This window comes from Kitasatospora sp. NPDC057015 (assembly GCF_042673745.1).
GTDB lineage: Bacteria > Actinomycetota > Actinomycetes > Streptomycetales > Streptomycetaceae > Kitasatospora.
This window is the reverse complement of record NZ_JBHUSG010000068.1, coordinates 11,781-35,844: the sequence shown is the minus strand read 5'-3', so window position 1 is coordinate 35,844 and position 24,064 is coordinate 11,781. Positions and strand designations below refer to the sequence as shown.

The 24,064-nt window shown below is 71.5% G+C and carries 24 protein-coding genes; 12 read left to right on the top strand and 12 right to left on the bottom strand.

The genetic code is table 11. The features are described from left to right. The 11 genes from ACFTWP_RS38095 to ACFTWP_RS38045 form a co-directional block, all read right to left on the bottom strand. Positions 1-645 (bottom strand): class I SAM-dependent methyltransferase, encoded by a 645-nt coding sequence (locus ACFTWP_RS38095; protein ID WP_380269718.1) that lies wholly within the window; start codon positions 643-645, stop codon positions 1-3. Then, positions 645-1,751: a hypothetical protein gene (locus ACFTWP_RS38090; protein ID WP_380269717.1), complete on the bottom strand. Its 1,107-nt coding sequence runs from the start codon at positions 1,749-1,751 to the stop codon at positions 645-647. Before ACFTWP_RS38090 ends, ACFTWP_RS38095 begins: the two co-directional genes overlap by 1 nt. Beyond that, positions 1,748-2,767 (bottom strand): monodechloroaminopyrrolnitrin synthase PrnB family protein, encoded by a 1,020-nt coding sequence (locus ACFTWP_RS38085; protein ID WP_380269716.1) that lies wholly within the window; start codon positions 2,765-2,767, stop codon positions 1,748-1,750. Before ACFTWP_RS38085 ends, ACFTWP_RS38090 begins: the two co-directional genes overlap by 4 nt. Positions 2,768-2,808: 41 nt before the next feature. After that, complete coding sequence (locus ACFTWP_RS38080; protein ID WP_380269715.1) at positions 2,809-3,312, bottom strand: NUDIX domain-containing protein; 504 nt, start codon at positions 3,310-3,312, stop codon at positions 2,809-2,811. 3 nt (positions 3,313-3,315) lie between these two features. Beyond that, positions 3,316-4,185, bottom strand: a complete 870-nt coding sequence (locus tag ACFTWP_RS38075) for a phosphotransferase family protein (RefSeq protein WP_380269714.1) — start codon at positions 4,183-4,185, stop codon at positions 3,316-3,318. Further along, positions 4,182-6,536 (bottom strand): pyridoxal phosphate-dependent decarboxylase family protein, encoded by a 2,355-nt coding sequence (locus ACFTWP_RS38070; RefSeq protein ID WP_380269713.1) that lies wholly within the window; start codon positions 6,534-6,536, stop codon positions 4,182-4,184. The genes ACFTWP_RS38075 and ACFTWP_RS38070 overlap by 4 nt, the downstream gene beginning before the upstream one ends. Positions 6,537-6,557: 21 nt before the next feature. Beyond that, complete coding sequence (locus tag ACFTWP_RS38065) at positions 6,558-7,937, bottom strand: glycosyltransferase (RefSeq protein WP_380269712.1); 1,380 nt, start codon at positions 7,935-7,937, stop codon at positions 6,558-6,560. Next, positions 7,934-8,410, bottom strand: a complete 477-nt coding sequence (locus tag ACFTWP_RS38060) for a hypothetical protein (protein WP_380269711.1) — start codon at positions 8,408-8,410, stop codon at positions 7,934-7,936. The genes ACFTWP_RS38065 and ACFTWP_RS38060 overlap by 4 nt, the downstream gene beginning before the upstream one ends. Continuing rightward, entirely contained in the window at positions 8,400-9,821 is a 1,422-nt protein-coding gene (locus ACFTWP_RS38055; RefSeq protein ID WP_380269710.1) for a protoporphyrinogen/coproporphyrinogen oxidase, read from the bottom strand. Before ACFTWP_RS38055 ends, ACFTWP_RS38060 begins: the two co-directional genes overlap by 11 nt. Positions 9,822-9,966: 145 nt before the next feature. Further along, on the bottom strand, positions 9,967-10,431 hold the full coding sequence (locus ACFTWP_RS38050) for a GNAT family N-acetyltransferase (RefSeq protein WP_380269709.1): 465 nt from the start codon (positions 10,429-10,431) through the stop codon (positions 9,967-9,969). Positions 10,432-10,537: 106 nt separating this feature from the next. Beyond that, a complete protein-coding gene (locus tag ACFTWP_RS38045) occupies positions 10,538-10,972 on the bottom strand; it encodes an ATP-binding protein (RefSeq protein WP_380269708.1) in 435 nt (144 codons plus the stop codon). Positions 10,973-11,180: 208 nt separating this feature from the next. Here ACFTWP_RS38045 and ACFTWP_RS38040 point away from each other — a divergent pair, with 208 nt between their 5' ends. The 3 genes from ACFTWP_RS38040 to ACFTWP_RS38030 all read left to right on the top strand — a co-directional run bounded on the left by ACFTWP_RS38040 (position 11,181) and on the right by ACFTWP_RS38030 (position 13,660). Continuing rightward, the gene (locus ACFTWP_RS38040) at positions 11,181-12,038 is read left to right on the top strand and encodes a helix-turn-helix domain-containing protein (RefSeq protein WP_380269707.1); all 858 of its coding nucleotides are present in this window, start codon (positions 11,181-11,183) and stop codon (positions 12,036-12,038) included. Then, a complete protein-coding gene (locus ACFTWP_RS38035) occupies positions 12,035-12,265 on the top strand; it encodes a DUF397 domain-containing protein (protein ID WP_380269706.1) in 231 nt (76 codons plus the stop codon). The genes ACFTWP_RS38040 and ACFTWP_RS38035 overlap by 4 nt, the downstream gene beginning before the upstream one ends. A 414-nt stretch (positions 12,266-12,679) precedes the next feature. Then, entirely contained in the window at positions 12,680-13,660 is a 981-nt protein-coding gene (locus ACFTWP_RS38030) for a hypothetical protein (RefSeq protein WP_380269705.1), read from the top strand. 109 nt (positions 13,661-13,769) lie between these two features. Here the strand turns inward: ACFTWP_RS38030 and ACFTWP_RS38025 are convergent, their stop codons facing one another. After that, positions 13,770-14,744: a LuxR C-terminal-related transcriptional regulator gene (locus tag ACFTWP_RS38025; protein ID WP_380269704.1), complete on the bottom strand. Its 975-nt coding sequence runs from the start codon at positions 14,742-14,744 to the stop codon at positions 13,770-13,772. 168 nt (positions 14,745-14,912) lie between these two features. Here ACFTWP_RS38025 and ACFTWP_RS38020 point away from each other — a divergent pair, with 168 nt between their 5' ends. The 9 genes from ACFTWP_RS38020 (at position 14,913) to ACFTWP_RS37980 (ending at position 23,811) form a co-directional block, all read left to right on the top strand. Then, positions 14,913-15,077: a hypothetical protein gene (locus ACFTWP_RS38020; RefSeq protein ID WP_380269702.1), complete on the top strand. Its 165-nt coding sequence runs from the start codon at positions 14,913-14,915 to the stop codon at positions 15,075-15,077. 940 nt (positions 15,078-16,017) lie between these two features. Then, complete coding sequence (locus ACFTWP_RS38015; RefSeq protein WP_380269701.1) at positions 16,018-16,995, top strand: hypothetical protein; 978 nt, start codon at positions 16,018-16,020, stop codon at positions 16,993-16,995. Further along, complete coding sequence (locus tag ACFTWP_RS38010; protein WP_380269700.1) at positions 16,995-17,696, top strand: ATP-binding protein; 702 nt, start codon at positions 16,995-16,997, stop codon at positions 17,694-17,696. Before ACFTWP_RS38015 ends, ACFTWP_RS38010 begins: the two co-directional genes overlap by 1 nt. Before the next feature lie 96 nt (positions 17,697-17,792). Continuing rightward, the gene (locus ACFTWP_RS38005; RefSeq protein ID WP_380269699.1) at positions 17,793-18,353 is read left to right on the top strand and encodes a WhiB family transcriptional regulator; all 561 of its coding nucleotides are present in this window, start codon (positions 17,793-17,795) and stop codon (positions 18,351-18,353) included. Continuing rightward, complete coding sequence (locus ACFTWP_RS38000; protein ID WP_380269698.1) at positions 18,350-19,699, top strand: DUF2637 domain-containing protein; 1,350 nt, start codon at positions 18,350-18,352, stop codon at positions 19,697-19,699. Before ACFTWP_RS38005 ends, ACFTWP_RS38000 begins: the two co-directional genes overlap by 4 nt. 46 nt (positions 19,700-19,745) lie before the next feature. After that, positions 19,746-19,982 (top strand): hypothetical protein, encoded by a 237-nt coding sequence (locus tag ACFTWP_RS37995; RefSeq protein WP_380269697.1) that lies wholly within the window; start codon positions 19,746-19,748, stop codon positions 19,980-19,982. Between the two features lie 239 nt (positions 19,983-20,221). Continuing rightward, a complete protein-coding gene (locus ACFTWP_RS37990; RefSeq protein WP_380269696.1) occupies positions 20,222-20,650 on the top strand; it encodes a plasmid mobilization protein in 429 nt (142 codons plus the stop codon). A 5-nt stretch (positions 20,651-20,655) separates the two neighbouring features. After that, a complete protein-coding gene (locus tag ACFTWP_RS37985) occupies positions 20,656-22,410 on the top strand; it encodes a relaxase/mobilization nuclease domain-containing protein (protein WP_380269694.1) in 1,755 nt (584 codons plus the stop codon). A 90-nt stretch (positions 22,411-22,500) separates the two neighbouring features. Then, complete coding sequence (locus ACFTWP_RS37980) at positions 22,501-23,811, top strand: MFS transporter (protein WP_380269693.1); 1,311 nt, start codon at positions 22,501-22,503, stop codon at positions 23,809-23,811. Positions 23,812-24,064: the final 253 nt, after the last annotated feature.

The window sequence follows — 24,064 nt, the reverse complement described above, 5'->3', positions numbered from 1 at the left end:
CTATGGTCGGGTGAGGGTGGCGCGCCACACGGAGCGCTTCCCGGGATCGCCCGGGCTGAGGTACTGAACGGCCTGCTCGCGCGGGGACAGGCCCGCGGCGTGGGTCAGGGCGAGCAGGTCTGCGGGGTCGAGGAGCGTCATGTGCTGGCCGTTGGGCAGGGCGTACACGTCGTCGCCGAGCGGGCTCAGGCACGGGTCGAGGTGGCCGGCGGTGAAGGTGTTCAGCGAGAGCGTGCCGCCGGGGGCGAGGATGCGGTGCAGCTCGAGCAGTGCGGCGGCGAGGTCCTGTCGGTGGTGGAGGTTGTGCAGGACGCCGTGGCAGAGGACGAGGTGCGCCTGCCGGTCGGCCAGGGGCAGGCTGGTGACGTTCGCTTCCGCGAAGGTGATCCGGGGCCCGGCATGCTCCTTGCGGGCCTGTTCCAGCATGCCCGGGTGCAGGTCGACGGCCAGGACCCGGTAGCCGGCGGCGGCGAGGGCGGGCAGGTTGCGGCCCGCGCCGCAGCCCGCGTCCAGCGCCCATGCGCCGTCGGGGGCCGGGTCCGCGAGAAGTTCGGCCAGGTAGGCGGGCGGGGCGAGGGCGGTGAACGTGGCGACGGTGGCCTGGTCGTTCCAGTAGGCGCCGGTGCGGGCCGGGCGTTCGCGCATCACCGCTCCTCCCGGGCGCTCAGGGTGTAGCCGGTGTGATGGGGGCGGCAGCGCAGGCTGTTCAGGCCGGCGTCGGCGAACGCCTGCTCGCACGCCTCGGGGGTACGGGTGAGGGCGGCGAAGGTGGGGCCGACCGAGGAGAGGGTGAGGACTTCGGCGAGCCGGTCGGTGAAGATGTGCTCGACCTTCTCTCCGGTGGCCAGCAGGTCCGGGTGGGAGAACGCGCAGTTGGCGAGGCTTCCCATGCGGAAGCGGTAGTCGAACAGCAGGCTGCCCAGCGGGCGCAGGTCGCCGTCGGCGAGGGCGGGCCAGGCGTCGTGCAGGAGCCGGTAGGCGATCTCGGGGCCGTAGGTGCGGCCGGTCGTAGTGAAGGCGTCGAAGTGGACGGCTTCGGCGGCGAGGCTCGCCCGCGCGTCCCAGATCACTGGGTCGTTCGGCATGCCGAGCACGATGTGGACGTCCTGGGGCAGGCCGGCTTGCAGGAGCGGCACGTGGGCTCCGGCGATGACCTGGACCGCGCCGGGTATGAGGCCGGCGGCGGCGGATCCGCCCAGGCACTGGACGGGCAGGAGGCGGTGGTCCTCGCCGTCGATCTCCTCGCCGTGGTTGAGGGCCAGAAACTTGACGAGCCGGTGGGCCGAGACGGGGCGGCCGTAGAGCTCGTTGACGGCAGCGGCCACCGCGGCGATCTGGCCGCTGCTGGATCCCAGGCCCAGGTGGGCGGGCAGGTCCGGGGCGGTGACCCGCACGCGCAGGCGCTCGCGGATGCCCAGTGCCGAGCGCATCAGCAGCGCGGCGTGCCGGGCCAGGACCGGGTGGTCGCAGTCGGGGGCGGTCTGTACGGCGGGGCCGTCCTCGACGATGACGATCTCGACGTCGCGCACGAGGTCGCAGGCGAAGAGGAGTTCGCCGGCGAGGTAGGCCCCCTGACTGGGGACGATCTTGCTGGAGTCCAGGGCCATGGCGTTGATCCGGCTCGGGTAGACCAGGCGCACCCGGGCGGTGACGGGCTCGGGCGGCGCGGTCAGGTCGTGGACAAGTGCGGAGCGTTGGGCGCCGAGGGGGAACGGCGGGAAGTCGGTGTCGATGGTGGAGGTGGTGCTCACACGGGGCTCCCGGGGTTGAGGAGGGCGCGGGCGCTTTCGGTGACGGCCAGCAGCTGGTCGAGCGCGTCGGCGGTGTAGCCGCCGCTGCCGAGGGAGCCGTCGTCGCGCACGGCCATGTTGGCTCGGGCGAGTTGGCGGTGCGGGAGGCGGAACCGCAGGAGGTCGCCGATCAGCAGGGCGGCGGCGGGCCGCAGGTGCGGGTGCTGCTGGGCGAGGCGGGCGAGTCCCGGTGCGTGCCGCGCCTTTTCGATGAGGGCGCGGTGGTGCGGGGGCAGGTAGAGGGCGTTGTCGTCGAGGTACTGCTCGTACCAGGTGGCGAGCTCGCCGGTGGCCGCCTGGCTCAGCAGCATGACGTCGAGGACGAGCAGGGGCATCTGGGCGCCGCCGGGTGCGTAGTAGGTGTGCCCGGCGATGTCCAGTGGCGGGTAGTACGGCCGCAGTTGGCCGGTGAAGTACTGCGGTGTCAGGTTGCGCTTGACGGTCAGAAGGTGGGCGGCGAAAGCTTGGAGGTGCTGGTGGACGAGGTCGGCGAGGGTGTCGGCGGCGTGCTGGTCGCGGGCCTCGGCGAGGTGGGAGCCGTGGAGGATGGCGGCGTCGAGGGCGTGGCTGGCGGCGGTGACCTCGTCGATGAACAGGTGCTCGCCGGGGGTGTCGGTGAAGGAGCGCCGCCGGGGCCCGCGGGGGTTGCGGGTGGCGTAGGAGTAGACGCTCTCGCGGGGGACCTCGTCGGCGACGGCGCCGAGGTGGCGCAGGGCCGCCTCGACGCTGCGGGGCGGGACGGTCCGGCCGGTGTGGCGGGCGAGGGAGGCGGTGAGCATGCCCAGGTCCCGCAACGCCGCCCGGGCGGGGGCGACGTCGCGGATCCGGGCGGCGTGCTGGGAGAGACGCATCGCTCGGGTGCGGAGCCAGGTGGTGTCGGCCGCGATGTTGGCCTGGGGAAGGGCCCGCATCACCGCGTCGGCGCCGAGCGGGTCGAGCGCGGCTATGGACGAGTCGAGGTCGCGGGTGAGCGTCATGGGTTCTCCCAGCGGCCCGGGGCGAGCTGCCCCGGGCGCGGTCAGTCGGAGGGCTGGTCGTCGCGGTAGGACCACACGCGGCCGGCGACGGAGCCGTCGAGGTAGTCCAGCAGGGGTTCGATCTCGGGGCGGGAGGCGGTGGAGGAGGCCAGGACCTTCCTGGCTTCGTCCAGCAGCAGAAGGACGGCGCCGGTGACCTTGCCGTCCGGGTCGTGGACGGCGATCTCCCCGTCCCAGTCGGTGCAGTCGAAGGTGAGGACCACCGTGGAGGGGTAGCGGGTGGTGGTGGTGTTGACGAGGTAGGCCAGCGGGCCGACCGTCGACAGGCGCAGGCCGGTCTCTTCGAGGACCTCGCGGATGAGGGCCTCGCCGAGGAGTTCGCCTCGTTCTACCCCGCCGCCGGGGATGGACCACATCTCCTGGCCGTCGCGCTGTTCCTGGACGAGGACGATCTGGTCGCCGCGTCGCAGCAGGGCTGCGACGACCTGGACGCCGGGGCCGGCGACGGGCGCGGGGGCCGGGGTGGTGGGCTGGGTTGCGGTCATGGCTCACTCCAGTTCGTCTTGCAGGGCTGCTGTGCACCCGGGGATCTGGGTGGGGTCGCGGCCGTGCCAGTACAGGAAGTACGAGAGGTGGATGACCAGGCGGTGGAAGGCGAGGCGCTGCTCGAACATCGGGTCCACCGGCTGGGCGCGCTGCTGCCAGTAGGCGTCCAGCAGCGTTCGGCGGTCCTCGGGTGAGGTGAGGCACCAGCGATCGATCTTGACGAAGTCGCTGGCGTCCTCCGCCGCGGTGGCGTGGTCGAAGTCGAGCAGGGCGATCTGGCCGCCGGGTCGGATGAGGATGTTATCGGGGTAAATATCCTGATGGGTATTCACCATCTGGCGTTCACACAGTCGTTCGGCCAGCAGGGTGCCGCGCAGGCGCGCGGCGTCCGCCAGGTCGTCGGGTATCAGAGCGTGTTCGCCGAGGCGGGCGAGGAGGTCGGACAGCTGGCGGCTGCGCGAAGCCGGTGTCGCCGTCGCGCCGGGGATCGGCTCGGTGTGCAGGAGCGCGATCTGGCGGCCGAGTGCCGGCCACACGTCCGGGTCGATGCCGCCGGCCTCGCGGGCTTCGGCGAACGTCCTGCCCTCGATCCACTCCTGGAGCAGGTAGGGGCCGAGGTACGGATCGTGGCCGACGTCGAGGACGCGGGGGACGGCGACGCCGCGTCCTGCGGCGTCGGTCATCGCGTCGGCCATGCGACGCAGGTGCTGTTCGCCCTCGCGGTGGTTGAGCTTGAGGAGGTAGGAGCGGCCGGAGCCGGCCAGGTGCCAGCAGGTGTTGAAGCGGCCCTGGGGCAGCGGCCGGGCGCTGAGGGTGCCGGTGCCGGGGATGAGACGGCTGGCTGCGGCGTGGTCGAGCAGGGGCGTGGTCACGGGCGGGCCCCCGCGATGGCGAGGCCGGCGGGCAGTCCGTCGCGGGTGAACACCTCGTGGACGCTCTCGGCGAAGTCGACGACCTGCTCGATGCTGAGCCGGGTCGGGTCCTGGACGTCCAGGCGGGGCAGGGCGTCGTGCAGGCGACGGCCGAGGTCCCAGGTGGCGGTCATTTCGAGGGCGTCGGTGCGGGGCTCGGCCAGCGGGGTGAGCGCCAGGTGCAGGCCGGTGTCGGTGATGCGGCCGTCGACGGTGCACAGTCCGGCGGTGGCGGAGCGGGCCGCCAGGACGGTGCCGACGGGGGTGGGGGCGAGGAGTTCGGGCAGGTAGGCGGCGCCGGTCCAGGTCCGGCCGGCCTCGATGTCGACCTCGGTGTCGAAGAACCGGTTGGGGAAGCGGCGGAACTGCTCGCGGCGCAGGTGCGGGCGGCGCGGCAGCAGCACATCGGCGTTGTGCCGGGCGGTGACCACCGTGGGCGGTGCGGCGCCGTCGGTGAGGCGGACGGTGATCTCGGCGGAGGTGTCGATGGAGAAGGAGTAGTCGTCGCTGCGGGGGCGGCGGAACCCTGCCGCCTGCTTGCCGATCTTGGCGGTGATCGCGTCGGGGAAGACCTGTAGTTCGTCGGCGCCGTGCTCGCCCAGGGCCTTGTACTCGGCGGAGCGGAAGGCGCCGTCGGGCTCGAAGTTCAGCAGGACGCGCAGCGTGCCGGGCAGCAGGATCGTGGCGTGCATCGCGCCGACCAGGGACAGCTGCTGCTGGTGGCGGTCGAGGACTTCCAGGAAGTAGTGGTCGGTGCGCACGCCGAGGAGCTCGTTGGCGAACGGGTCCTTCAGGTCGGGGGCGTAGACCCACAGGGGGCCGCCGGCCCGCGCCTTCCCGAAGGGTGCGTCCTGGATCTGCTCGTCGGTGGCCCGCCGTTGGGTGAAGGTGTGGAAGGAGTATCCGGGGACGTCGGGGTCGCGCCGGTCTTCGGGGTGGACGACGAAGTGGCGGAAGCAGTCGGTGTGGGTGCGGGTGTCGGCGACCACGTCGGAGGTGATGCTCCGGCCCGTCCCGTCTGCTGGACCTGCGGTGAGGGCTGCCGCGGTGGCGTCGGCCAGGTGCTCGGCGAAGGCGGCGATCTGCTGATCCGTCAGGGAAGCGGAGGCGTAGAAGTGGTAGAAGAGGCGCCGCTCGCCGTCCTTCTCGGGGTCGGGCAGGATGAGGGGGACGAGCCGGTAGCGCTCGCACAGTTCGGGCGGCAGCTGCCCGCCGGGGTGGCTGAAGGCGGCCGAGACGACGGGAGCATTCGGCGCAGGCACAAGTAAGGCATTGGGGTCGGCCGCTTGGATGGCGGCGGCGAGCTGGTCGCGACGTTCCAGGCAGCGGGCAGCGAGGGTGGTGTAGCCGGTGCGGCCCAGGGTGTGCAGGGTGGCCCACAGGGCTGCGGCGGTCGCACCGGGGCGTGAGCCGAGGACGGTCTCGTCCGGGATGCGGGTGTGCGGGTCGATCCGGGTGACGTGTTCGAGCAGTCCCTTGCGGACGAGGAGGGCTCCGCAGGCGTACGGCATGAGGCCGGCCTTGTGCGGGTCGACGGCCATGGAGTGCACGCCGGGGTTGCGGAAGTCGAAGGGCAGGTCGGGGGCGGTGAACGGGAAGACGAAGCCTCCGTGGGCGGCGTCCACATGGAGGAAGAAGCGGACCCGGTCGGGGTGCTGGAAGGCGAGATCGCGAAGTTGGGCGGCGATGGCGTCGACGGGGTCGGCGAAGCCGCTGTTGTAGTACCCGGCGGTGGCGACCACGATGATGCCGGTGGCGCTTTCGGCGATGGCGTCGGCGGCGGCCTGGCGGACCTGGTCAGGGGTCAGGGTCCAGGTGGGTCCGGCGGGCAGGCGCACCAGCTCCAGGTCGAGGATCTCGGCGGCCTTGCCGACCGAGGCGTGGCACAGGTCCGAGGTGATCACGTGCACCCGGTGACCCGCGCTCCGCAGCAGGTTTCGGGCGATGCGCAGGGCGGCGAGGGTGGCCTCGCTCGCGCCGCTGGTCAGGTGCCCGTCGAGGGCTCCCGCCCGGTAGAGGCCGGCGAGGGCGGCCAGGGCTTCCTTCTCCAGGCGGCGGGTGCCGGTCTTGCCCTCGCCGAAGCGGGTGTGGACGCCGACGTTGTTGGTGTTGACCGCCGACCAGTCGCCGAGCGTGCGAACGGCCTGCGGGTGCGGGGCGGCCATGGCGAAGCCGAGCCGGGTCTGTTGGGGGTCGTCCCAGGCCGGTATCTCGGAGCGGGCCTGCGCGAGGTGATGGTCGATGGATTCGGGGGTCCAGCCGGTTTCGGGGAAGTCGCTGGGCACGGCCCAGCCGGTGTCGAGATCGCCCATGGAAGGGGTCCTCCTCACAGCTCAGTGGGCGATCTCGCCCAGGTGCTCGGTCTTGGTGAAGCGCAGGTTGCGGCCGGTGAGTTGGGCGGCGCTCGCGCGCAGGGCCAGCAGCCACGGGCCGAGCGCGCTGACCGCGGGCTGCAGCAGGCTGGTGGCGACGGCCGGGGCGGGGGCGGGCTGCTGCCAGGCGGCGTCGGTCTTGCCGGGTGAGCGGAAGTCCGCCAGGAGCCGGCCGCGCAGCCGGTACGCCACGACCGGCTCGACGATCCCGGCGAGCAGGGCGGCCGCGGCCAGCGGCCGGTGTTCGCGCCTGACCGCCAGGTGGGCTGCGGCGGCGGTCATGACGACCGGTCCCAGCGCCCAGGCGGCGCCGTCGGCCAGGGCTCGGGCGGCCAGCAGCCGCTGTCCGGTGCGCGAGAGGCGGGTGGGCCGGGCAACGGCGAAGCGGTAGTCGTGGCGGGTGGCGGCGTTGGCGAAGGCGACGCTGCTGAACGCGCGGGCCATGCTCGCCACGCTCTGGTACGGCTCGACGATGTTGACCGAGGGCAGCACCGCGATCGGCTCGCCGGCCATGCTCAGACGGTGCCCGACCGCGAGGTCGTCGTGCGGCTCCTGGAAGAACCCGATGTCCTCGATCTTGTCGCGGCGCACGATCAGCCCGGAGCCAACGCCGTAGACCATCGGCCGCGCGAGCGCGGCCAGCAGGCCGCCGCCCCGGCCGGGCGCGCACCAGCGGGCCACCTTGATCCGGCGGTACTCGATGCCGACGGTGCGGCGGAAGGCCGCCAGGTCCTGGCCGGACATCACGGCGGAGCGGCGCCCGCCGGAGCCGGCGGGGAACGCGGGGAGCATCGGCTGCTGGATCATCGCGGGCCGCTCGGTCGCGGCCTGGGCGAAGTGGGCGCGCAGGCGGGCGTCGGGGACCGCGTCGGCGTCGAAGACTGCGATGTAGTCGTCGCTCGGCGGGAACAGGGTGTCCAGCGCGGCGACGGCGTGGTTGAGCTGGGAGGCCCGCCGTCCCTGGCCCGGGTAGGACACGACGTGGAACGCCTCCCGTCCCAGCAGGTCGTTGTGCGTCTTCGCCAGGTCCCGGCAGAGCTCTTCGGTGGTCTGCTGTCCGTCGGGGGTCTCGGCTGCCTCCCGCGCGGCGGTGACGACCACGATCCGCAGCTGCGGCCAATCGGCGGCCAGATCGGCGAAGTGCGCGAGCGAGCGCGGCATCACCTTCTGCTCGCGCAGCGCGGGGACGATGACTGTCAGGGCGGGCGCCCGGCCGGTCGGAGTGTGCTCGGCGCGGGCGGCCTCGGCCCGCATGGAGCGCGAGGACAGGGCCATGGACGCGGTGACGTACAGGGACCGGGCGGTGTAGGCGGCGACGAGCAGTCGGCTGGCACGGATCACGATGTCTCCTGTTCTGCGATGCCCAGTTCGCGCAGGCACCGGTCGGCGTCCTCGAAATAGCGGGGGTGTGCTTGCGGGCGGCGGGTCAGGATGCGGGCCCGGGCGGTTGGCGGCGCCCAGCCCTGCCCGCGCAGGATGGCGTAGGCGGCGGCCGGCGAGCGGTTGACCCCGGCCGCGCAGTGGCAGTACAGCCGGGCCCCGTCCTCGCGCAGCGCGAGCTCGGCGAAGGCCAGGCAGGCGGCGTACCAGGCGGCGCCCCGCGAGGCGCCGTCGTCCTCGGTGGGCGCGGAGTGCCACACGAGGTCGGGGCAGGTGGCGGCCAGCGGTGGCGCCGGGCGCGGGGTTCGGCAGTCCAGCACGTGCGTGACGCCCAGGGCGAGGAGCTCGCCGACGGCTGTGGGGCTGTCCGGTGCGGCGCCGAGCAGCAGGCCCCCGGTCACGGTGTGGGCGTCCAGGAGGAGTTCACCGGGCATGGCCGGCCCCGACGGTGGCGCGGGCGGGTGCGGTGTAGATCCGCTCGGGCGTGCCGTTGACGATCCGTCGGGCGATGTCCTGGCCCATGGTGACGGCGTGGTCCATGTTGCCGATCTCGTAGCGCCAGGTGCCGAACCGGCCGCGGGAGTAGATCCGGTGCTCCTCGAGCCACGGCTGGATGAGCGCGAGCGCCGCGTCCCTGCCGATGGTCGGTACGGGGTAGGCGTATGGGATCAGTTCCACGTGCCCGCTGATGCGCTCCGCCGTATCGGGAACGAGGCCGCAGTGGCGCAGGGCCGCGTCGCACTCCTCGACCAGGCCCGTCCGCTCCAGCAGACTGCCCGCGGGCAGGGAGGTCTCCGTCATCCAGGCCGAGTACTGGCCGGGGTCGGCGCCGGGGACGTTTGCCGGCGCGTACGCTGAGAAGTTCGTCGCGCGGTAGAACGGTGCTTCGCTGCCTGGGAAGTACAGCCACGAGCGTCGGTCGGTCGTTGGGGAGCGGTAGCCGAGGCCGACCATGGCGACGGTGGTGTGGCGCAGGGCGCGTGCCGCCTGTCGTACGTCGTCGGGTGCTCCGGCGGTCATCGCGATCAGTCTGTCGAGCGCCCCGGTGGCTACCAGCTTTCCGTAGGAGATGAGGGCGCCGTCGGCCGTCAGCAGGGTGTGGGAGGCCGCGTCGATGTGGACCACGGCCTTGCCGGTGCGGACGTCGCCGTTCAGCCGGTCGGCGAGCCGTCGCCAGATCGCGCCCGTCCCGCCGGATGCCGGGAACGCGAACTGCGCATTGGGGCCCCACGGCTGTACGAGCGAGGGACCTGCGTCCAGTGCTCGCCGCAGCTCGTCCGTGTCGCAGGGGGCGATCCGCTCGGCGATCCACGAGGCGGACATCTGGGCCAGGTCGGTGGCCCAGATCTTGTGGTTGTACGGGCCGAAGAACTCCTCCACCAGGCCGGGCCCGTAGGTCCCCGCCAGCCACGAGGCGAAATCGGCCTCAGCCGGGGCGGGGCCGTCGGCCTGGGCGGCGGCGAGATCGTCCAGGCACTCTCGGGCCCGCGCTGCGGGCAGGTGGTGCAGATGCTGCTGAAACGGGTAAGGCACCCAGCTCTCGGCGTGCCGGACGAACGAGGAGCGGTCGTGGTGAAGTAGCTCCTGCGGCGCGAACAGCTCGCCCATCAGCTCGTCGAAGCTCCGCAGCTTCGAGAACACGACGTGACCGCCCAGGTCCCAGGTGAAGCCTACCTCGTCGATCACGGAGGAGCCCAGGCCGCCGACCTCGGGCGCGGCCTCCAGCAGCAGCCAGTCGCGGTGGCCCAGCCGTTGAAGCTCGTACGCGCACGCCAGGCCGCAGGGACCACCGCCGAGGATCACCACGGGTGATGCGGGATGTTCTCGGGATCTGCTGTTGCTCACGATTCCCTCCCTGGCCGCGGACTGCTGCGGGACCGGCCTGTGCCGTCCACCCGCAGGATCAGCGGATCGCGATACGTCAGTTACATTGCGTGATGGTCTTGGGGTGGGACTGAGCCCCGGCGCCGCACTGTTGCGGGTGTTGGACTCAGATCCGCGGCAGTTGCAGCCGGTACACCTGACGCGAGCCGCCCTCGTTGAGCTGTGCGGTCGGCTCGAAGCCGAGTTCCTCGTAGAAGAGGCGGGCGCCCCGGCCGGGGTGGTCCGGCCCGAAGGTCGTCACGTCGACCGTGCACGGGGGCGAGGTGAAGGCCCGTAGGGCGGAGTCCACCAGGAGCCGACCGATGCCCTGCCCCCTGGACCTTCCGCCGACGGCCAGCCAGGTGATCTCGTAGTGCGGGTGGCGGGCCGAGAACAGCAGGCCGCCGGCGAGCGCCGATCCGGTACGTCCTTCGCCCGAACGAGCGCACAGGGCGGTGCCGCGTTCGATGTTGCGCATCAGCGCCGCCTGGAACTCCGGGGCGTCGACCAGCGGGCCGAACAGCTCCTCGACCTCTGCGGCGAGCGACATCCAGGGCGGGATGTCGGCACGGACGGCGGTCACGATCTGCATGTGCGCGGCTCCTGGTCGGCGAAGGGGCAGTGATCGAGGCCGTGCTCTGAGGAGTCCGTCCAGGTGGCGCCGCCTCGCGCCGTGGTCCTTGCCCGGGAAGGGACCGTCAGCACGCAGGGTCGCTCGTTCTTCGGCTGTCGACAGACGGATCGCCGAGTCTGAACCAGACCTGCTTACCGTGCGGCAGAGGCTTCACGTCCAGTTCGGTGGCGACGTCGGCAAGCAGGAACAGCCCCCAGCCGCCGGTCTGGCCGTCCGACGGCTGCCGCACCGTCGGCAGGCTGTCCGCGGAGTCGGTGACACCTACGAAGACCCCATCCGGCGTCTCGCGCATCTGCAGCTCGCAGTCTCCCGGGGCATGCTTGAGGACGTTGGTCAGCAGTTCGGTCACTCCCAGGACCGCGAGGTCGCTCAGCTCACTCTTGCGCCACAGCCGCAGATGAGCGCGGACGATCTCGCGCACAGGACCCATTACTTCAGGGTGAACCTCGGGCAGCACCAACCGGTACTGCGGGATTGCACGGACCGCCATGGCAGGCATCGGCCCCTCCGATCGGCAGGGTGAAGCACAGCGAACGAGGTAGCGCTCCGTACTCGCCAGAGCACCCTCCGCATGTCGAGCTCCGATGATGGACCCCCGTGGCCCGGCCGGGCAACCCCATCGGACAGGAAAGTCTTTCCTGTCAGGGATTTGGCGTATGCCGGAACTGTCCTGAGCGCTACGCTTCCTGACGACGAAGGAGGTGGTTATGTCTGTCGAGCCGACACCGCGTCGCCGGCGCCTGGGGTCTGAGTTCAGGCGTCTGCGCGAGGCGCTGGGATGGACGCAGGAAGAGGCGGCCAGCCGCCTCGGATACCGAGCGCTGTCAACGGTCAGCAAGATCGAAAAGGGCACCCAAGGGGTGACCATCCAGCAGCTGCCGCACTTCTTCGAGGTGTTCGGCGTCACCGACGAAGTCGTTCGCCAGGAACTACGGGACTTGGCGCGCAAGGCCGGCGAGCCCGACTGGTGGCAGCAGTACGAGGGCATCGTCGATGACCCACTGGGCGACTACCTCTCCCAGATCGAGACCGCCAGCAGCCTGTTCACCTTTAACCCCCTGGCGGTCCACGGCCTCCTGCAGACCCCGGACTACGCGCGGGCCGTCATCGAAGGGAGCCGGGCATGGAAGACCACCGGCGATATCGACGGCTTCATGACCGTGCGCGAGAAGCACCAGACGGCCATGCTCGAGCGCACACCTCCGTTGAGGATATGGGCGGTCCTCACCGAAGGCCTGCTCCGCCAGGAGGTCGGCGACCGCAGCGTCATGCGCACTCAGATTGAGCACCTCGCCGAACTGGCGCGCACCGACCCCAACATCACCATCCAGGTCCTGCCCTACACGGCGGGCGCACACGCGGGCATGGACGGTCCGTTCATGCTCATGTCCTTCTCCGCTGGGCGCGACATCGTCTGTATCGAGTCGATGCGCACGTCGTTGCACCTCAACCGGCCGGAGACGGTCGAGGTCTACCGCACGACCAGCGACCTCCTGAAGTCCGACGCCCTCTCACCGAAGGCGTCGCTGCCCTTCCTCGCCATGCTCGCCAAGGAAATGTCATGAACAAGAACAACCTTGACCCAACCTGGATCGAGAGCCAGCTTGCCGACGCCGAGTGGCAGACCGCCAGCAGCGGTGGGACCACCTGCATCGAGGTGGCCTTCCTCGAACAGAACTTCGTCGCCCTGCGCGATTCCAAGAACCCCCACAAGCCCCCTCACCTCTTCGACGACGCGGAATACGACGCCTTCGTCGCCGGGATCATGCGCGGCGAACTGCGGCGCCGTTGATCCACGAGCGGAGCCCATTGGCCTGACGCGGTGACCCAATACGGGGCCCTGCCGGGCCGGTGGGGTCCCCATAGCCCTGCACAGGTCACATACCGCCGCCCCTGGCTGCCTTCGCAGGGCACCTCACCATCCCGCCCGCGCGGAACCCGCTGCAGTGCTACGTGCCTGTCCCGGATTGGCGACCGCTGGCAGTTCGCCATCCACGACGCCCTGAGCGCCCTGTATGGCGGGCCCGAGGGCTGCCGCGGGGGTCCTGCACACCCCATTCGGCCGGACAGTACGTGATCAAGGTCGCTCGAACTGGGCTTCCAGCCTTGGGGCTTGCCTGTGCTACGTTCCGTAGTCCAATCGAAGACAGGTGACCCCGGCGGTGCGTCAACACCCCGGGGTCCGGCAACAGGAGTTGCAACTCCCTTGCAGGTACATCGTAGCGCCCACGCGCGCAACTTCATCGTGCTGCCCAACGCCGCCGTGCAGGACCGGCAGCTGAGCCTCGCCGCTCGCGGGCTCCTTGCCGATCTGCTGTCCCGGCCGGAGCGCTGGCGCGAGGATGCGCGGCAGATCGCCGACTCCAGCATCGACAGCCGCGCCGCGGTGCGGAAGGCTCTCAAGGAGCTGATCGCGGCGGGGTACTACCGGGTCGAGAAGGTCCGGATGCCGGACGGCACGATCCGGTCGGAAGCCCACGTCTACGACACCCCGCAGCTGCCGGGCCTGCAGGCCGCCGAGGAGCTGCTGGGCGCGGTAAAGCCGCAGGCGACACCGAGTGTGGCCCATCCGGCGTCCGGTGCGGCGGACTCCGGTGATGCTGGCGTCCATGTAGTAAAGAACCTGGACAAAGAACCCTCTCCCCCTGCCCCCGACCGTGGCGACGTGCACAGCCTTGGGTGTACCGCGCCGTCGGCGCGGCGCCCGAGGCCGGCGGGTGGGCGGGCGACACCCTCGATGGAGGACTTGGCGGGACCGCCGCGAGCGGCGGCCCTGGCGCTGTACCGGGCGCTGAAGGACCAGCCGCGCCTGCGGCTCGGGGAGGCGGAGATGGTGGAGCTGGTGCCGCTGGTGGAGCGCTGGCTGGCGGCGGGGTGCGGCCCGGCGGAACTTGCCGCCGCGCTGCTGTCCGGCCTGCCTTCGGAGATCTTCTCGCCGGTCGCCGTGGTCCGGGACCGCCTCGTGCGCAAGCTGCCGCCCGCACCTCCGCAGACGCGGTCGATCTGCGCCGGTCAGCAGCACGAATGCGTGGAGTGCCGGGTGCCGATGAGCACGCTTGGGCTGTGCAGGCGATGCTCGGGGCTCCCGGACCTGGCAGCCGCAGGCATCGGCTGCGGTGAGCCGATCACGGCAGCCGGAGCGGCGAGGGTACGGGCCGCGATGCGCGGGGCGGCCCGGGCACGGTAGACCTGCTCAGGCCGCCCGCCGCGCGGGTGCGGCGGGCGGCCTGCTGCGCCGCTTGGGCAGGTCGAGCACGCGCAGTCCGACCCGATGTGCTGATGGTCCCCCAGCGGTTTCAGGCTGTCATGTACGAGGTGTCGAGGAGTCCCTTCCAGGCGAGCGCCATGCTGAACAGGGAGCCTGCTTGCAGTTTCTCCTTGATGAGGGCGACGTCACTGGCCACGGTCCGCTGCGTCACGCCGAGGCTGCGGGCGATGGCCTCGTAGGACTTGTCAGCCGCAAGATGGCGCAGGATCAGATCCTCGCGGTCGGTGAGGAGGCCGGTTGGACCCGTGCGGTGCCAGGGATCCGCCCGTGCCCAGTCGCGGCAGAAGACCTCGGCCAGGAAGGACGCCACCCCTGGGTCCTTCACCACGTAGGCGGTCGCGCTCTCACTGGCGGTGAGGATCGAGTCCCCCGGGATGACTGCGGTGGTGCGATCGATGATCATCATGCGCTGGAAGTCCTCGTCGAGGGTCCGCACCTCCGCGCCATGCTCCGTCATCTGGCTCACCCAGTCCTGCAGCGCCGTTCCCGAGCGTGCCTCCGCGTGGTACAGGTGCCTCACCGAAACGCCGGTGCGTACGAGGTTGAGGTCGCGGCTGCGAGATTCGTCCAGGGCGTCCCTGGTCCTGCTCCTGGACGGTTGGCAGACAAGGAATTCCTCCTTGCATGTGCCGATGATCTGGTCCAGGCGTGCGTTGATGGTCCGGCTTCCCCGCAGGAACTCCAGGACGCCGGCCGCCTGGCTGTCCCGCCGGGCGTGGAAGGCCGTCCGTAGCTCGTCGAGAGCCGTACGGACCTCGGCGGCCTGGTGCATGACCGCGGCGGCGCTGGAGTAGAGCGATGCCTCCCAACGTGCCCCCACGAAGCCCGGGTCGACGAGGACGTGACCGAGATCCGCGTCCTTGCGTACCAGGCCGAGGTCGAGAAGCACCCACAGCGCTTCCTGGTCGTCACCGGTCGGCTGCCTGCCAGTTGACGCGAGCCGCATGTACAGATCTCGCGCTGTGGGATCAATTTCGACGCGAGGGGCCGAGATGCCTGACATGTCCGAATTCCAGCTTCCACTTCATGTAATTGCACCCGCACGCAGCCGGTCGGGCCTTGTAATGGCTCGGTTACGCAGCGATCCTGATCAGACGCCCCCGAACCGAGCTCGTCAAGCGTAAGCCAGATCCGGCCATGCATCTCGCTTCGGGGGAGAGAGGAACGACGCATGATCAGGCCCGGAAAAATTATCGCCGCGCTGGCCCTGATGGCCGCCGCCCTCCTGTCCGGCCCCCCCGTTGCTGCAGCACAGGCAGCAGCGACGTCTACGCAGGAAAAAATCACGGTCGAGCAGGCGGCGGTTTACCGGATGCAGGACAGCACCTGGGGCTGACCTGCATCTCCGCCCGGATGGCCGGCCACCTGCGACTGGTGGTGCGGCGGCCGCCGTCCGGGCGCATAGAGCGGCCAAGGTGCCATACCCACCCCTGCCGTCACCCCCAGTGACAGGAGGAGGGTGCGGCCCCGCCTGGCCCAGCAGTTTGGAGAACTTCACCGGATTCGTTGCCCGGTATCCGTTGAGGTCTTTAGGGTGATCACTAAATCCGTGAGAACGCTGGCGACAGGAAACGCTTGGCGAAATTTCAACGCCCTGACCCATGTTCTCTGGAGCGGATCCGAGGCTCGCCAAGAGGGGAATAACGCATGAAAATCAGCCCATCCTTCGGTGCGCGCGGAAGAGGCAAACATCCGTTGCGCCGCCGGGCGTCCAGCATGCGTACGCGTTGCGACAGCGCGCCGTGGGCCCTGCCCGACAGCCCTTGAAGCCCTTACGAGCGGGCAGAAAACGACAAAGCGCCTGGAGCGGGAACTCCAGACGCTTGCCGTGCACCGTGTTATGCGTGCAATAAAGCACCAGAGCTTGACGGCCTTGCCCTTGGACGAGTCGGGCCGACCAGCTCCTACACAGAGGAAGCTAACCATGACCCTGCTCATGAGTACAGGCCAGGAGCCGCCCGGGATCGTCGATGGTCCCGTCCGGATGTCCGACAGGACCCTCCGGGGGGATCGTCACGGAGAGTCTCCGCTCAGTGGCCCCGACCACCCGGGTCGTGCGGGTCTCCGTCTCCGAGCCCGAGAGCCTGTGGGCGGCCCGCGCGTACGGACAGGACGGGGCAGCCAGCTTCCGGCCGGACTCGACGAGGCACTGGCGCGATGGGTGGCCTACGACCAGCCTGGCCGGGACTGGCGCCTCCAGCACGACGTCGACCTCAGCACCGGAATCGTCCCCACCGGGGGCAGCATCCGCGCTCTCGCCACGGCTGGGTGCTGACATGCGAGGACGTATCCGTACGATCAAGCCGGAGATGGCCCGCTCGCGACGCCTGGCCAAGGTGTCGCTGACCGCCGAGCGCACGTTCACTCAGCTCCTGCCCTACGCCGACGACCAAGGCCGCCACCTCGACCACGCCGGCCTCATCCAGGGCGCCCTGTGGTCGCGACGCATGGGCGTGGACGACCTGCTCCACACCCCCGAGGACGTCGAGGAGGACCTGCGCCAGCTCGCGGAGGTCGGTCTCATCTGCCGCTACGCGAACCCCGAGGACGACGGCGACCTGCTGCTGCACATCCCCACCTTCCGCAAGCACCAGGTGATCAATCGGCCGACTGTCTCCCGGCTCGCCGCCTGCCCCATCCACCAAGGCGACGCCACGGCGCAGGCACAGGAGAAGCCAGCGGCGAAGACACGCAAGAAGGTCGCTGCGGTAACCAGCCTGGCCAGCCCCGCCCCGGTGAACCTGCCCCTGCCTGAGGTCACAGCCGACGAGCACGGCACCCCGGTCACCGACGCGGCTGGCGAGCCGAGCAGCGAACAACTCACTGAGCACTCCGTGCGTGGATCCAGGATCCCGGATCCTGGATCCAGTACCCCTCCGGGGGACGGCTGCGCCGAGCCCTCCCCACGTGTCGGGGACCAGCCACCCGGATGGCCCGCGGCCTCGGAGATGCACCCGCATGCCACCGGTGCCAAGGCGCTGGTCGCCGAGTACGTCGCGTCCTGCCCGTACCGGCCCACCGACCGGTTCCTGGGCCACCTCGGTGCCGAGGTCCGCCGACTGCTGGCCGCAGGCTTCCGGACCGAGCAGATCCGCTCCGGCCTGCATCTCTTCGCCGCGAACCCCAAGAGCCCAGGGGCGCTGGAGTCCTTCGTCCACGAGTCCCACCAGGCCCGCAAACGCCAAATCGCCAGGCAGTACAAGGCCTGGACGAACCCGGTCGCCGGGGCCGCCGCCTACACCGGGGAGCTGTGATGGCCGGCCGCGAACCGCGCCGCGCAGGCGGCGGCCTCCAGCAGCTCGTCGAGCGATTCGCCCGCCTCGGAGTCGATCCGTCCGTGATCGGCGTGCCCGAGCACACCGCCACGCACCGCCCCCAGCACGACGCGCTGGAGCTGGCCGCCGCCCGCATCCCGGTCCTGTTCCAGGACGCCGAGGCCGACCACCCCGAGGTCCTCGCATGGGTGGAGCACGTCACTCAGGCCGCCCGACGCGGCCCCGAGGGCATGCTCGGCATCGCCCACGCCCGTTCCCTGCTCCTGCTCGGGGAGACCGGCACCGGCAAGACGCACCAGGCGTACGGCGCGATCCGTACGCTGCTCGGCGCCGGCGTCCGGCTGCGGTGGCGCGCGGTCTCTTCCGTGTCGTTCCACGCGATGATGCGCCCCCGGCCGGGCGTCGACACCGAGCGCGAGATGCGCGCCCTGGAGACCACCCCGCTGCTGCTCCTGGACGACCTCGGCGCCGCCAAGGCGAGCGAGTTCACCGAGGAGATCACGTACCGGCTGGTCGACTACCGGTACCAGCACCGGCTGCCGACGCTGATCACCAGCAACATCACCCCCGGCGAGCTGGCCGGCTTCCTCGGCGACCGCAGCGCCAGCCGCCTGCGCCAGATGTGCCACAAGGCCATCCTCGGCGGCCCCGACCGCCGCCACGCCCCCCTTCATCACTGAACCAGCGCTCCTTCTGCGGGCCGGCATCGACGCCGAGCCCGGGAGCGCCCCTGCCCGCGCCCGCTGCCTACCTGCGGCGCGATGGAGACATCCCGAATGAACACGATCATCCGCGAGCTGGAGCTCGTCCACATCATCGGCCTCGACCGCGGGAACCAGCAATGGCGCCAGAAGGCCCTCTGCGCCGGGCACCCCCAGCCGGACGCCTGGTTTGCGCCTCCACGATTCGCCGCCCACCACCAGGCGCTCGCGCTCTGCCAGCGCTGCCCCGTCCGCAGGGAGTGCCTGGAAGACGCTGTTGAGTGCCGCGTTACTGAGGGCATCCGCGGTGGCCTGACCAGCGAAGAGATCGGCAAGCGCATCACGTTCCGTCAGGACCGGCCCGACTTCGCCCGTATCCGCGCCGTCCTGCTCGGCCAGCGGATACCGCTCACGGACCCGGAGAAGCGCGTCACCGTCCGGGTCGCCCAGATGGTCGGCATCCCCTGGGAGGTCTGGTCCCCTGCCTTGGGCATCGGCTACAAGGCCGCGCTCAAGCGCCGCCGGCATGCCGATCGTGAACTTGCGATCATTCCCGAGCACGAGCGGGGGGAGGAGTCCGCACTCGCCGACGAGTTGCGGCAGATGATCGCTGACTCGATGGCGGTGGCGGCTTGAAGTCCCGCCGCCCCAAGGTCTCACCCTGGGACATCGCGGCTGTCGCCCTGCTCGGCGCGGCCGGGTTCGCCCTCAGCTACGACGCACTGCAGCAGATGGCCCAGGCCATCCACGTCCGTGGCCAGTTGTCGTACTTGTTCCCGGTCGTGGTCGACGGCTTCATCGCCTACGGCGTCCGCGCCCTGGTCCTGCTGCGGGAGGCACCCGCGACCGCCCGCGCCTACACCTGGTCCCTCTTCGCCGGTGCCACCGGTACCAGCGTCTGGGCCAATGCCCTCCACGCCATCCGCCTGAACGACCAAGTACCCGGTCAGGCCGACACCCTACGACTCGGCGACCTCGCAGTGGGATCCCTGAGCACCATCGCACCGCTTGCCCTCGCCGGCGCAGTCCACCTCGGCATCATCGTTACCCGGCACGGAGGACAGCCGACCACAGCCGGCCCGGCCGAACCCGAGCCCACAGCCACAGCGCTCGGAACGCTCACGCGCCAACGACCCCTGCACCACGACAGGGGCGCCGCGTGGGAGCCAAGTCAGACGCCCGAGCTGGCAAGCGCAACCACTCGGACCGCTGCGGCGGAGCTGAGCGCCGGACCGGACCACGCACTAACCCAACGGTCCGCCGAGGAGAAGATCCGGCTGCACCATCAGGGAGCCCGCAGGCGCGACCGCATCCTCGCCCGGCTCCACCGCCAGCAGGTCCGGACCGCCGGTCCGTCCGCAACAACCACCCGGTCCGCACCACCACCCGGCCCCGCCGGCCCCGCCGGTCCGTCCGGTCCGGACCGCCGGTCCGCCGCCGGTCCACCCGGACCGCAGACCAACCCCGCCGGTCCGTCCGTTCCGTCCGCACCAACCACCCAAGCCACCAACCCGTCCGGTCCGTCCGGACCACCCGCCGGGCCGCCCGACCGGTCCGGACCACCCGATCCGTCCGGTCCGTCCACCGGTCTGCAGACCAACCCCACCGGACCGTCCGGACCACCCAACCGGTCCGGTCCGTCCGATCCGTCCGGCGCGACCGCACCACCACCCGGCCCCACCGGTCCGTCCGGTCCGGACCGCCGGTCCGTCGCTGGTCCACCCGGACCACGGACCAATCCCACCGGTCCGTCCGCAGCAACCGCCCGGTCCGCCGCCGGTCCAGCCGACCCCACCGGTCCGTCCGGTCCGGATCCGCAGCTGCTGGAGATCGGCCGTGCGGCAGCGAAGCTGGCCGGCCGGACCTCCCGGACCGTGGTGGCCACCGCCATCCGCCAGGCAGGCCATAGCGCTTCGAACGAGCGGGTCGGGGAAATCCTGCAGATCCTGCGCACCGACAAACCGCCGCCACGCTCTCACTGACGTTTCCTCGCCCGAACCCCCCTCCCGTCGACCACCAGGAGTACCCGTGAGCACCGCCGTTCTCGCCGACCGCGACATCGTCAGCGACTTCATGACCGTCCTCACCAGCCACCGCCACCTGCACACCGCCGAGCAGGTTGGCGACGGTCGGTGGAGGGTCCGTCGTACGGGGAGCAGTCCGACCGAACTCCTCTCCGGCGACCAGGTCGAGGAGCTGGTGATGGACCACCTGATCGCCGCATTCGCCGCCCATGGACTGGCCGACGACAGCCTCGACTTCTAGCCGGCACCGAGCACGCCCCGAGCACGAAGCACCGGCCAACCCGTTTTCTTCTCAGACGTGTTGCCACCTACGGCGGAGCGAGCTATCCCCTTGGACCGTCCTATCGGACGGTCCAAGGGCTCGCCCCCGGCCAGGGGCCGGGGGAGGTACGGAGTCGAGCCGAGCGGGGGCGCTCGACTCGACTCCGAACCTCCGGAGCCAGGGGGCTCCGGAGGCAGGAACCGACAGGAAGAACACTGATGAACGCCGCCGTCGACGCCGACGACGAGAACGTCGAGCGCCGTCCGCGCCGCCGTTACCACCAGCCACAGCAGCGCCAGCGCAAGCTCACCGTGCGATTCAGCGCCGACGAAGAAGCCGAGATCCAGCGCGCTGCCGCCGACCGCGCGCTGACCGTCGCCCGCCTCATCGCCACGAGCAGCCTGAACGCCGCCCGCAGCCTCTCCCTCGACCAAGACCCCGAAGACCGCCGTGACCGAGCCCTCGACGAACTCGCCGCCGCCCGCCACCAAGTCGCTCGCTGCGGCAACAACTTGAACCAGATCGCGCGGGAGCTCAACAGCGGCGGCCTGCCGAACCCCGCCGACCTGGTCGCCGCGCTGGCGGCCGTCCGCAGCACCATCGCCGCCATCGACACCGCCTCAGCCAAGATCGTGAAGGAGAAGTAGACGCCGTGGTGCCGAACATCGTGTGCGGCTCACGGACGTACGGACTCCTCGCCTACCTCTACGGGCCGGGCCGGCGCGACGAGCACGTCGACCCCCACTTGATCGCGTCCTGGGACGGATACGCCCCCGACCCGGGCCGCGACCCCGCCGCCAGCCTCAAGCAGCTCCAGACCGCCCTGGACATGCGCGTGGACCAGCGCGGGAAGCGCCGCGCCCTGAAGAAGCACGTCTGGCACTGCTCGCTGCGGACCTCCCCGGAGGACCGGGCGCTCAGCACCGAGGAGTGGGCCGAGGCGGCGCGCAGGGTCGTCGCCGCCGCCGGGATCGCACCGGACGGAGACCCGGACGGCTGCCGCTGGGTGGCCGTCCGCCATGCCGAGGACCACGTCCACATCGCCGCCACCATCGTGCGCGGCGACCTGCTGAAGGCGGACATCGAGAACGACTTCCGCAGAGCCCAGGCCGAGTGCCGCAAGATCGAGAAGGAGTGGGGACTACGCCAGCTCAACCCTGGCGACGGCACCGCGGCGAAGGAGCCGACCAACGCCGAGAAGCACAAGGCCGCCCGGCTGGGCCAACCGGACACCAGCCGCCAGCTGCTGCGCGACGCCGTCCGCCAGGCCCTGGCCGGCGCGTCCGACGAGGGCGAGTTCTTCGCTCGGCTGGAGACGGCCGGGGTACTGGTCAACCGCAAGGTCGGCCCGTCCGGCGACGTCCTCGGCTACAGCGTCGCCGCCGTCGGCGAACGCGACGCCGCCGGTAAGCCGGTGTTCTTCGGCGGCTACAAGCTCGGGCCGGACCTCACCCTGCCGAGGATCCGCCAGCGGCTCGCGGTGCCGCTCGGCGAACGCGCCGACGAGGAGCGCCAGCCGCAGGGCATCGACCGTACGCCAGGGCGCCGTTCGGCTCCGGCGCGCGCCCGCCTCGCCGCCTCGACGGCGATCGACGAGGCGATCGACGTGCTGGACGGCGAGGACGACGCCGCTGCCGCCGGGATCATCACCGACACCGGTGAGGTGCTCGACGCCCTCGCGGGCACCGCCATGCCCGCGCAGAAGACCCAGCTGCTGGCCGCGGCACGGGCGTACGAGCGGGCATCCCGCTCGCACATCCGTGCCGCCTCCGCCGAGACCCGCAGCGTCCGGTCGGCCGCCCGGCAGATCCTGGCCGGCGGCTACACCACCAACAAGGCGCCGGACGCCACCGCGGCGGCCACCCTGCTCGCCGCTCTGCTCCTGCTGGTGATCGCCAGCAGCCGCTGGCACGCCGAGCGCGGCCACCGCCAGCAGGCCGCCGCCGCCCGCGCCACCGCCGAGCACCTGCGGGCCGCCTACCGCCAGGCCGCGACCCGGCCGATGGCCGCACTGCGCCAGCGCGGCCGGCAGCTGCCGAGGCCGGTACGCGAGCGCCAGGAGCAGGCCGTGGCCCGGGTCGTCCCCGGCGAGGCCGGACGCAGGCTGCTGGCCGAGCCGGAGTTCGACGCGCTCGCCGCCGTCCTGGCCGAGGCCGAGGCGGCCGGGCACGACCCGGAGGCTCTCCTGGAGCAGGCCCGCTCCTGGCGGGAGCTGGGCACCGCCGACTCGGTCAGCGCCGTACTGACCTGGCGCGTACGGCGGCTGGCCGACCTTCCGGTCCCCGCCCGCTCGCAACCGCCGACCCGCGCCGCCGGTCCCGCACGGGCCGAAGCCGGATCACCTCCGGCCACGGCGACGGCCACCGCGACCAGCACCACCACCTCCGACGCACCGCGTCGCCGCTGACCCGGCCGCCGACGGACGCCACCTGGGCTCCGTCGGCGGCCGACCAACCGCCAACCCTTCACCCCGCCCCGCCCGATCCCGGAGACCGCCATGCCCAAGCCGCCCGCCATCGCACGAGCACGCCGCAGAAGCGCCGGCCGCTACCGCGCCCAGCCCGCCGCAGAGCGGGACTGGCTGCTGCGCTGCTACGTGCTGCGCGCGGCCGACGCCCTCGCCGGAGCCGTGGTGATGTACGCGGTACCGCTGCTCGTCCTCACCCTCACCAACTCCCCCGGCTGGGCAGGGCTCGCGTTCCTCCTGGAGTGGGCACCCCGGCTGGCCGCCATCGCCGGGACCGGCCCGATCATCGACCGGCGCAGCCCGCAGAGCGCCATCCTCGGCACCAGCCTGCTGCGCGCGGCCGTCGCCCTGGCCACGCTCGTCGGCCTCTCGGTCGGCGCCGGTCCGTGGCTGGTCCTGGCGTTCGGCGTGGTCTGCGGGATGCTCGCCGAGACCTCCTTCCTGGCCAACGAATCGCTCGGCGGCGAGGCCAGCCGCCGGGCCGGCGACCGGGCACACCGGGTGCAGGCCGTCCTGACCGGCATCGACCAGGCCGCCCTGTTGCTGGGCCCGCTGATCGGCGGGCTGCTGCTGCTCGCCGGTCCGGCCCTGCTGCTGGCCACCGTCGCCATCCTGTCCGCCGTCGCCGCCACCGTCGCGGCCACCGTCCGCTCGGAGCGCCCCCACCTGTACGCGGTCACCAACCCGGTGGCGGCCGGTCCGCTCACCAGCCTGACCACCGGCCTGGGCGTGCTGCGCCGCACCCCCGCGCTCGCCTGGCTCGTCGGAGCCCTGGCCAGCGTCAACCTGGCCAGCGGCCTGGTGCAGGTGTCCGCGCCGATCACGGTGACGCGCGACCTCCACCACTCCAGCGCCGCCGTCGGCCTGGTGTGGAGCATCGCCGCAGCGCTCTCACTCGCCGCGGTCGCCGTCGCACACCGAGGAATCGAACGCCACGGCCTGCTGCGCGTCGGCGCCGTCTCCGTCGCCCTGATGTGCGGCGCGACGCTGGTCAGCGCCGTGGCGCCCAACCTCGCCCTCTACGCGGGCGCAGTCGCCGTACTGATGGCCGGCGAGGGCGCCGCCACCGTCGTCCTGCGCACCGCCCGCGCTCGGCTCATCCCCCCGCGGGCCTTCGCCTCCACCCTCGCCGCCACCGTGCTGCTGGCCCTTGCGCCCCTGCCGCTGGCCGGCCTGCTCGTCGCCGTATGGCCCGCAGGCCATCTCCCGGCCCTAGTTCTCGCCACCGCCATCGCCGTCAACCTCGCCACCGGCCTCTGCTTCCGCGGGCTGCGCCGGCACCGCGACGCATGGGAGGTCACCGACGCCGACAGCGACGACCACCTCGCCACCGCTGCCTGACCGAGAACGGAAGCCTCTTGCCCTCCAACGACACCACCACCTACATCGACCACGCCGGACTGGCCCCCGCCGACTTCGCCGCCTTCGAGCAGCTGCTCGCCGCGCGACGCGAGTCTCGCCACCACGCCGATCCCCACTGGCACATGATCCTTTCCCAGCAAAGCTCATGGGGACCGCAGTGGACGTCGAGTTACGCCCTGTTCGTTCCCGCAGCCACGGCCGACCACGACAAGTCGCCGGTTGCCAAGGTGTA

What these genes read in the sequence shown, in the direction of transcription:
- ACFTWP_RS38095 (WP_380269718.1), bottom strand. Translation starts at nt 645, where the DNA reads ATGCGCGAACGCCCGGCCCGCACCGGCGCCTACTGGAACGACCAGGCC.
- ACFTWP_RS38085 (WP_380269716.1), bottom strand. Translation starts at nt 2,767, where the DNA reads ATGACGCTCACCCGCGACCTCGACTCGTCCATAGCCGCGCTCGACCCG.
- ACFTWP_RS38080 (WP_380269715.1), bottom strand. Translation starts at nt 3,312, where the DNA reads ATGACCGCAACCCAGCCCACCACCCCGGCCCCCGCGCCCGTCGCCGGC.
- ACFTWP_RS38070 (WP_380269713.1), bottom strand. Translation starts at nt 6,536, where the DNA reads ATGGGCGATCTCGACACCGGCTGGGCCGTGCCCAGCGACTTCCCCGAA.
- ACFTWP_RS38060 (WP_380269711.1), bottom strand. Translation starts at nt 8,410, where the DNA reads ATGCCCGGTGAACTCCTCCTGGACGCCCACACCGTGACCGGGGGCCTG.
- ACFTWP_RS38050 (WP_380269709.1), bottom strand. Translation starts at nt 10,431, where the DNA reads ATGCAGATCGTGACCGCCGTCCGTGCCGACATCCCGCCCTGGATGTCG.
- ACFTWP_RS38045 (WP_380269708.1), bottom strand. Translation starts at nt 10,972, where the DNA reads ATGCCTGCCATGGCGGTCCGTGCAATCCCGCAGTACCGGTTGGTGCTG.
- ACFTWP_RS38040 (WP_380269707.1), top strand. Translation starts at nt 11,181, where the DNA reads ATGTCTGTCGAGCCGACACCGCGTCGCCGGCGCCTGGGGTCTGAGTTC.
- ACFTWP_RS38035 (WP_380269706.1), top strand. Translation starts at nt 12,035, where the DNA reads ATGAACAAGAACAACCTTGACCCAACCTGGATCGAGAGCCAGCTTGCC.
- ACFTWP_RS38025 (WP_380269704.1), bottom strand. Translation starts at nt 14,744, where the DNA reads ATGTCAGGCATCTCGGCCCCTCGCGTCGAAATTGATCCCACAGCGCGA.
- ACFTWP_RS38020 (WP_380269702.1), top strand. Translation starts at nt 14,913, where the DNA reads ATGATCAGGCCCGGAAAAATTATCGCCGCGCTGGCCCTGATGGCCGCC.
- ACFTWP_RS38015 (WP_380269701.1), top strand. Translation starts at nt 16,018, where the DNA reads ATGCGAGGACGTATCCGTACGATCAAGCCGGAGATGGCCCGCTCGCGA.
- ACFTWP_RS38010 (WP_380269700.1), top strand. Translation starts at nt 16,995, where the DNA reads ATGGCCGGCCGCGAACCGCGCCGCGCAGGCGGCGGCCTCCAGCAGCTC.
- ACFTWP_RS38005 (WP_380269699.1), top strand. Translation starts at nt 17,793, where the DNA reads ATGAACACGATCATCCGCGAGCTGGAGCTCGTCCACATCATCGGCCTC.
- ACFTWP_RS37990 (WP_380269696.1), top strand. Translation starts at nt 20,222, where the DNA reads ATGAACGCCGCCGTCGACGCCGACGACGAGAACGTCGAGCGCCGTCCG.
- ACFTWP_RS37980 (WP_380269693.1), top strand. Translation starts at nt 22,501, where the DNA reads ATGCCCAAGCCGCCCGCCATCGCACGAGCACGCCGCAGAAGCGCCGGC.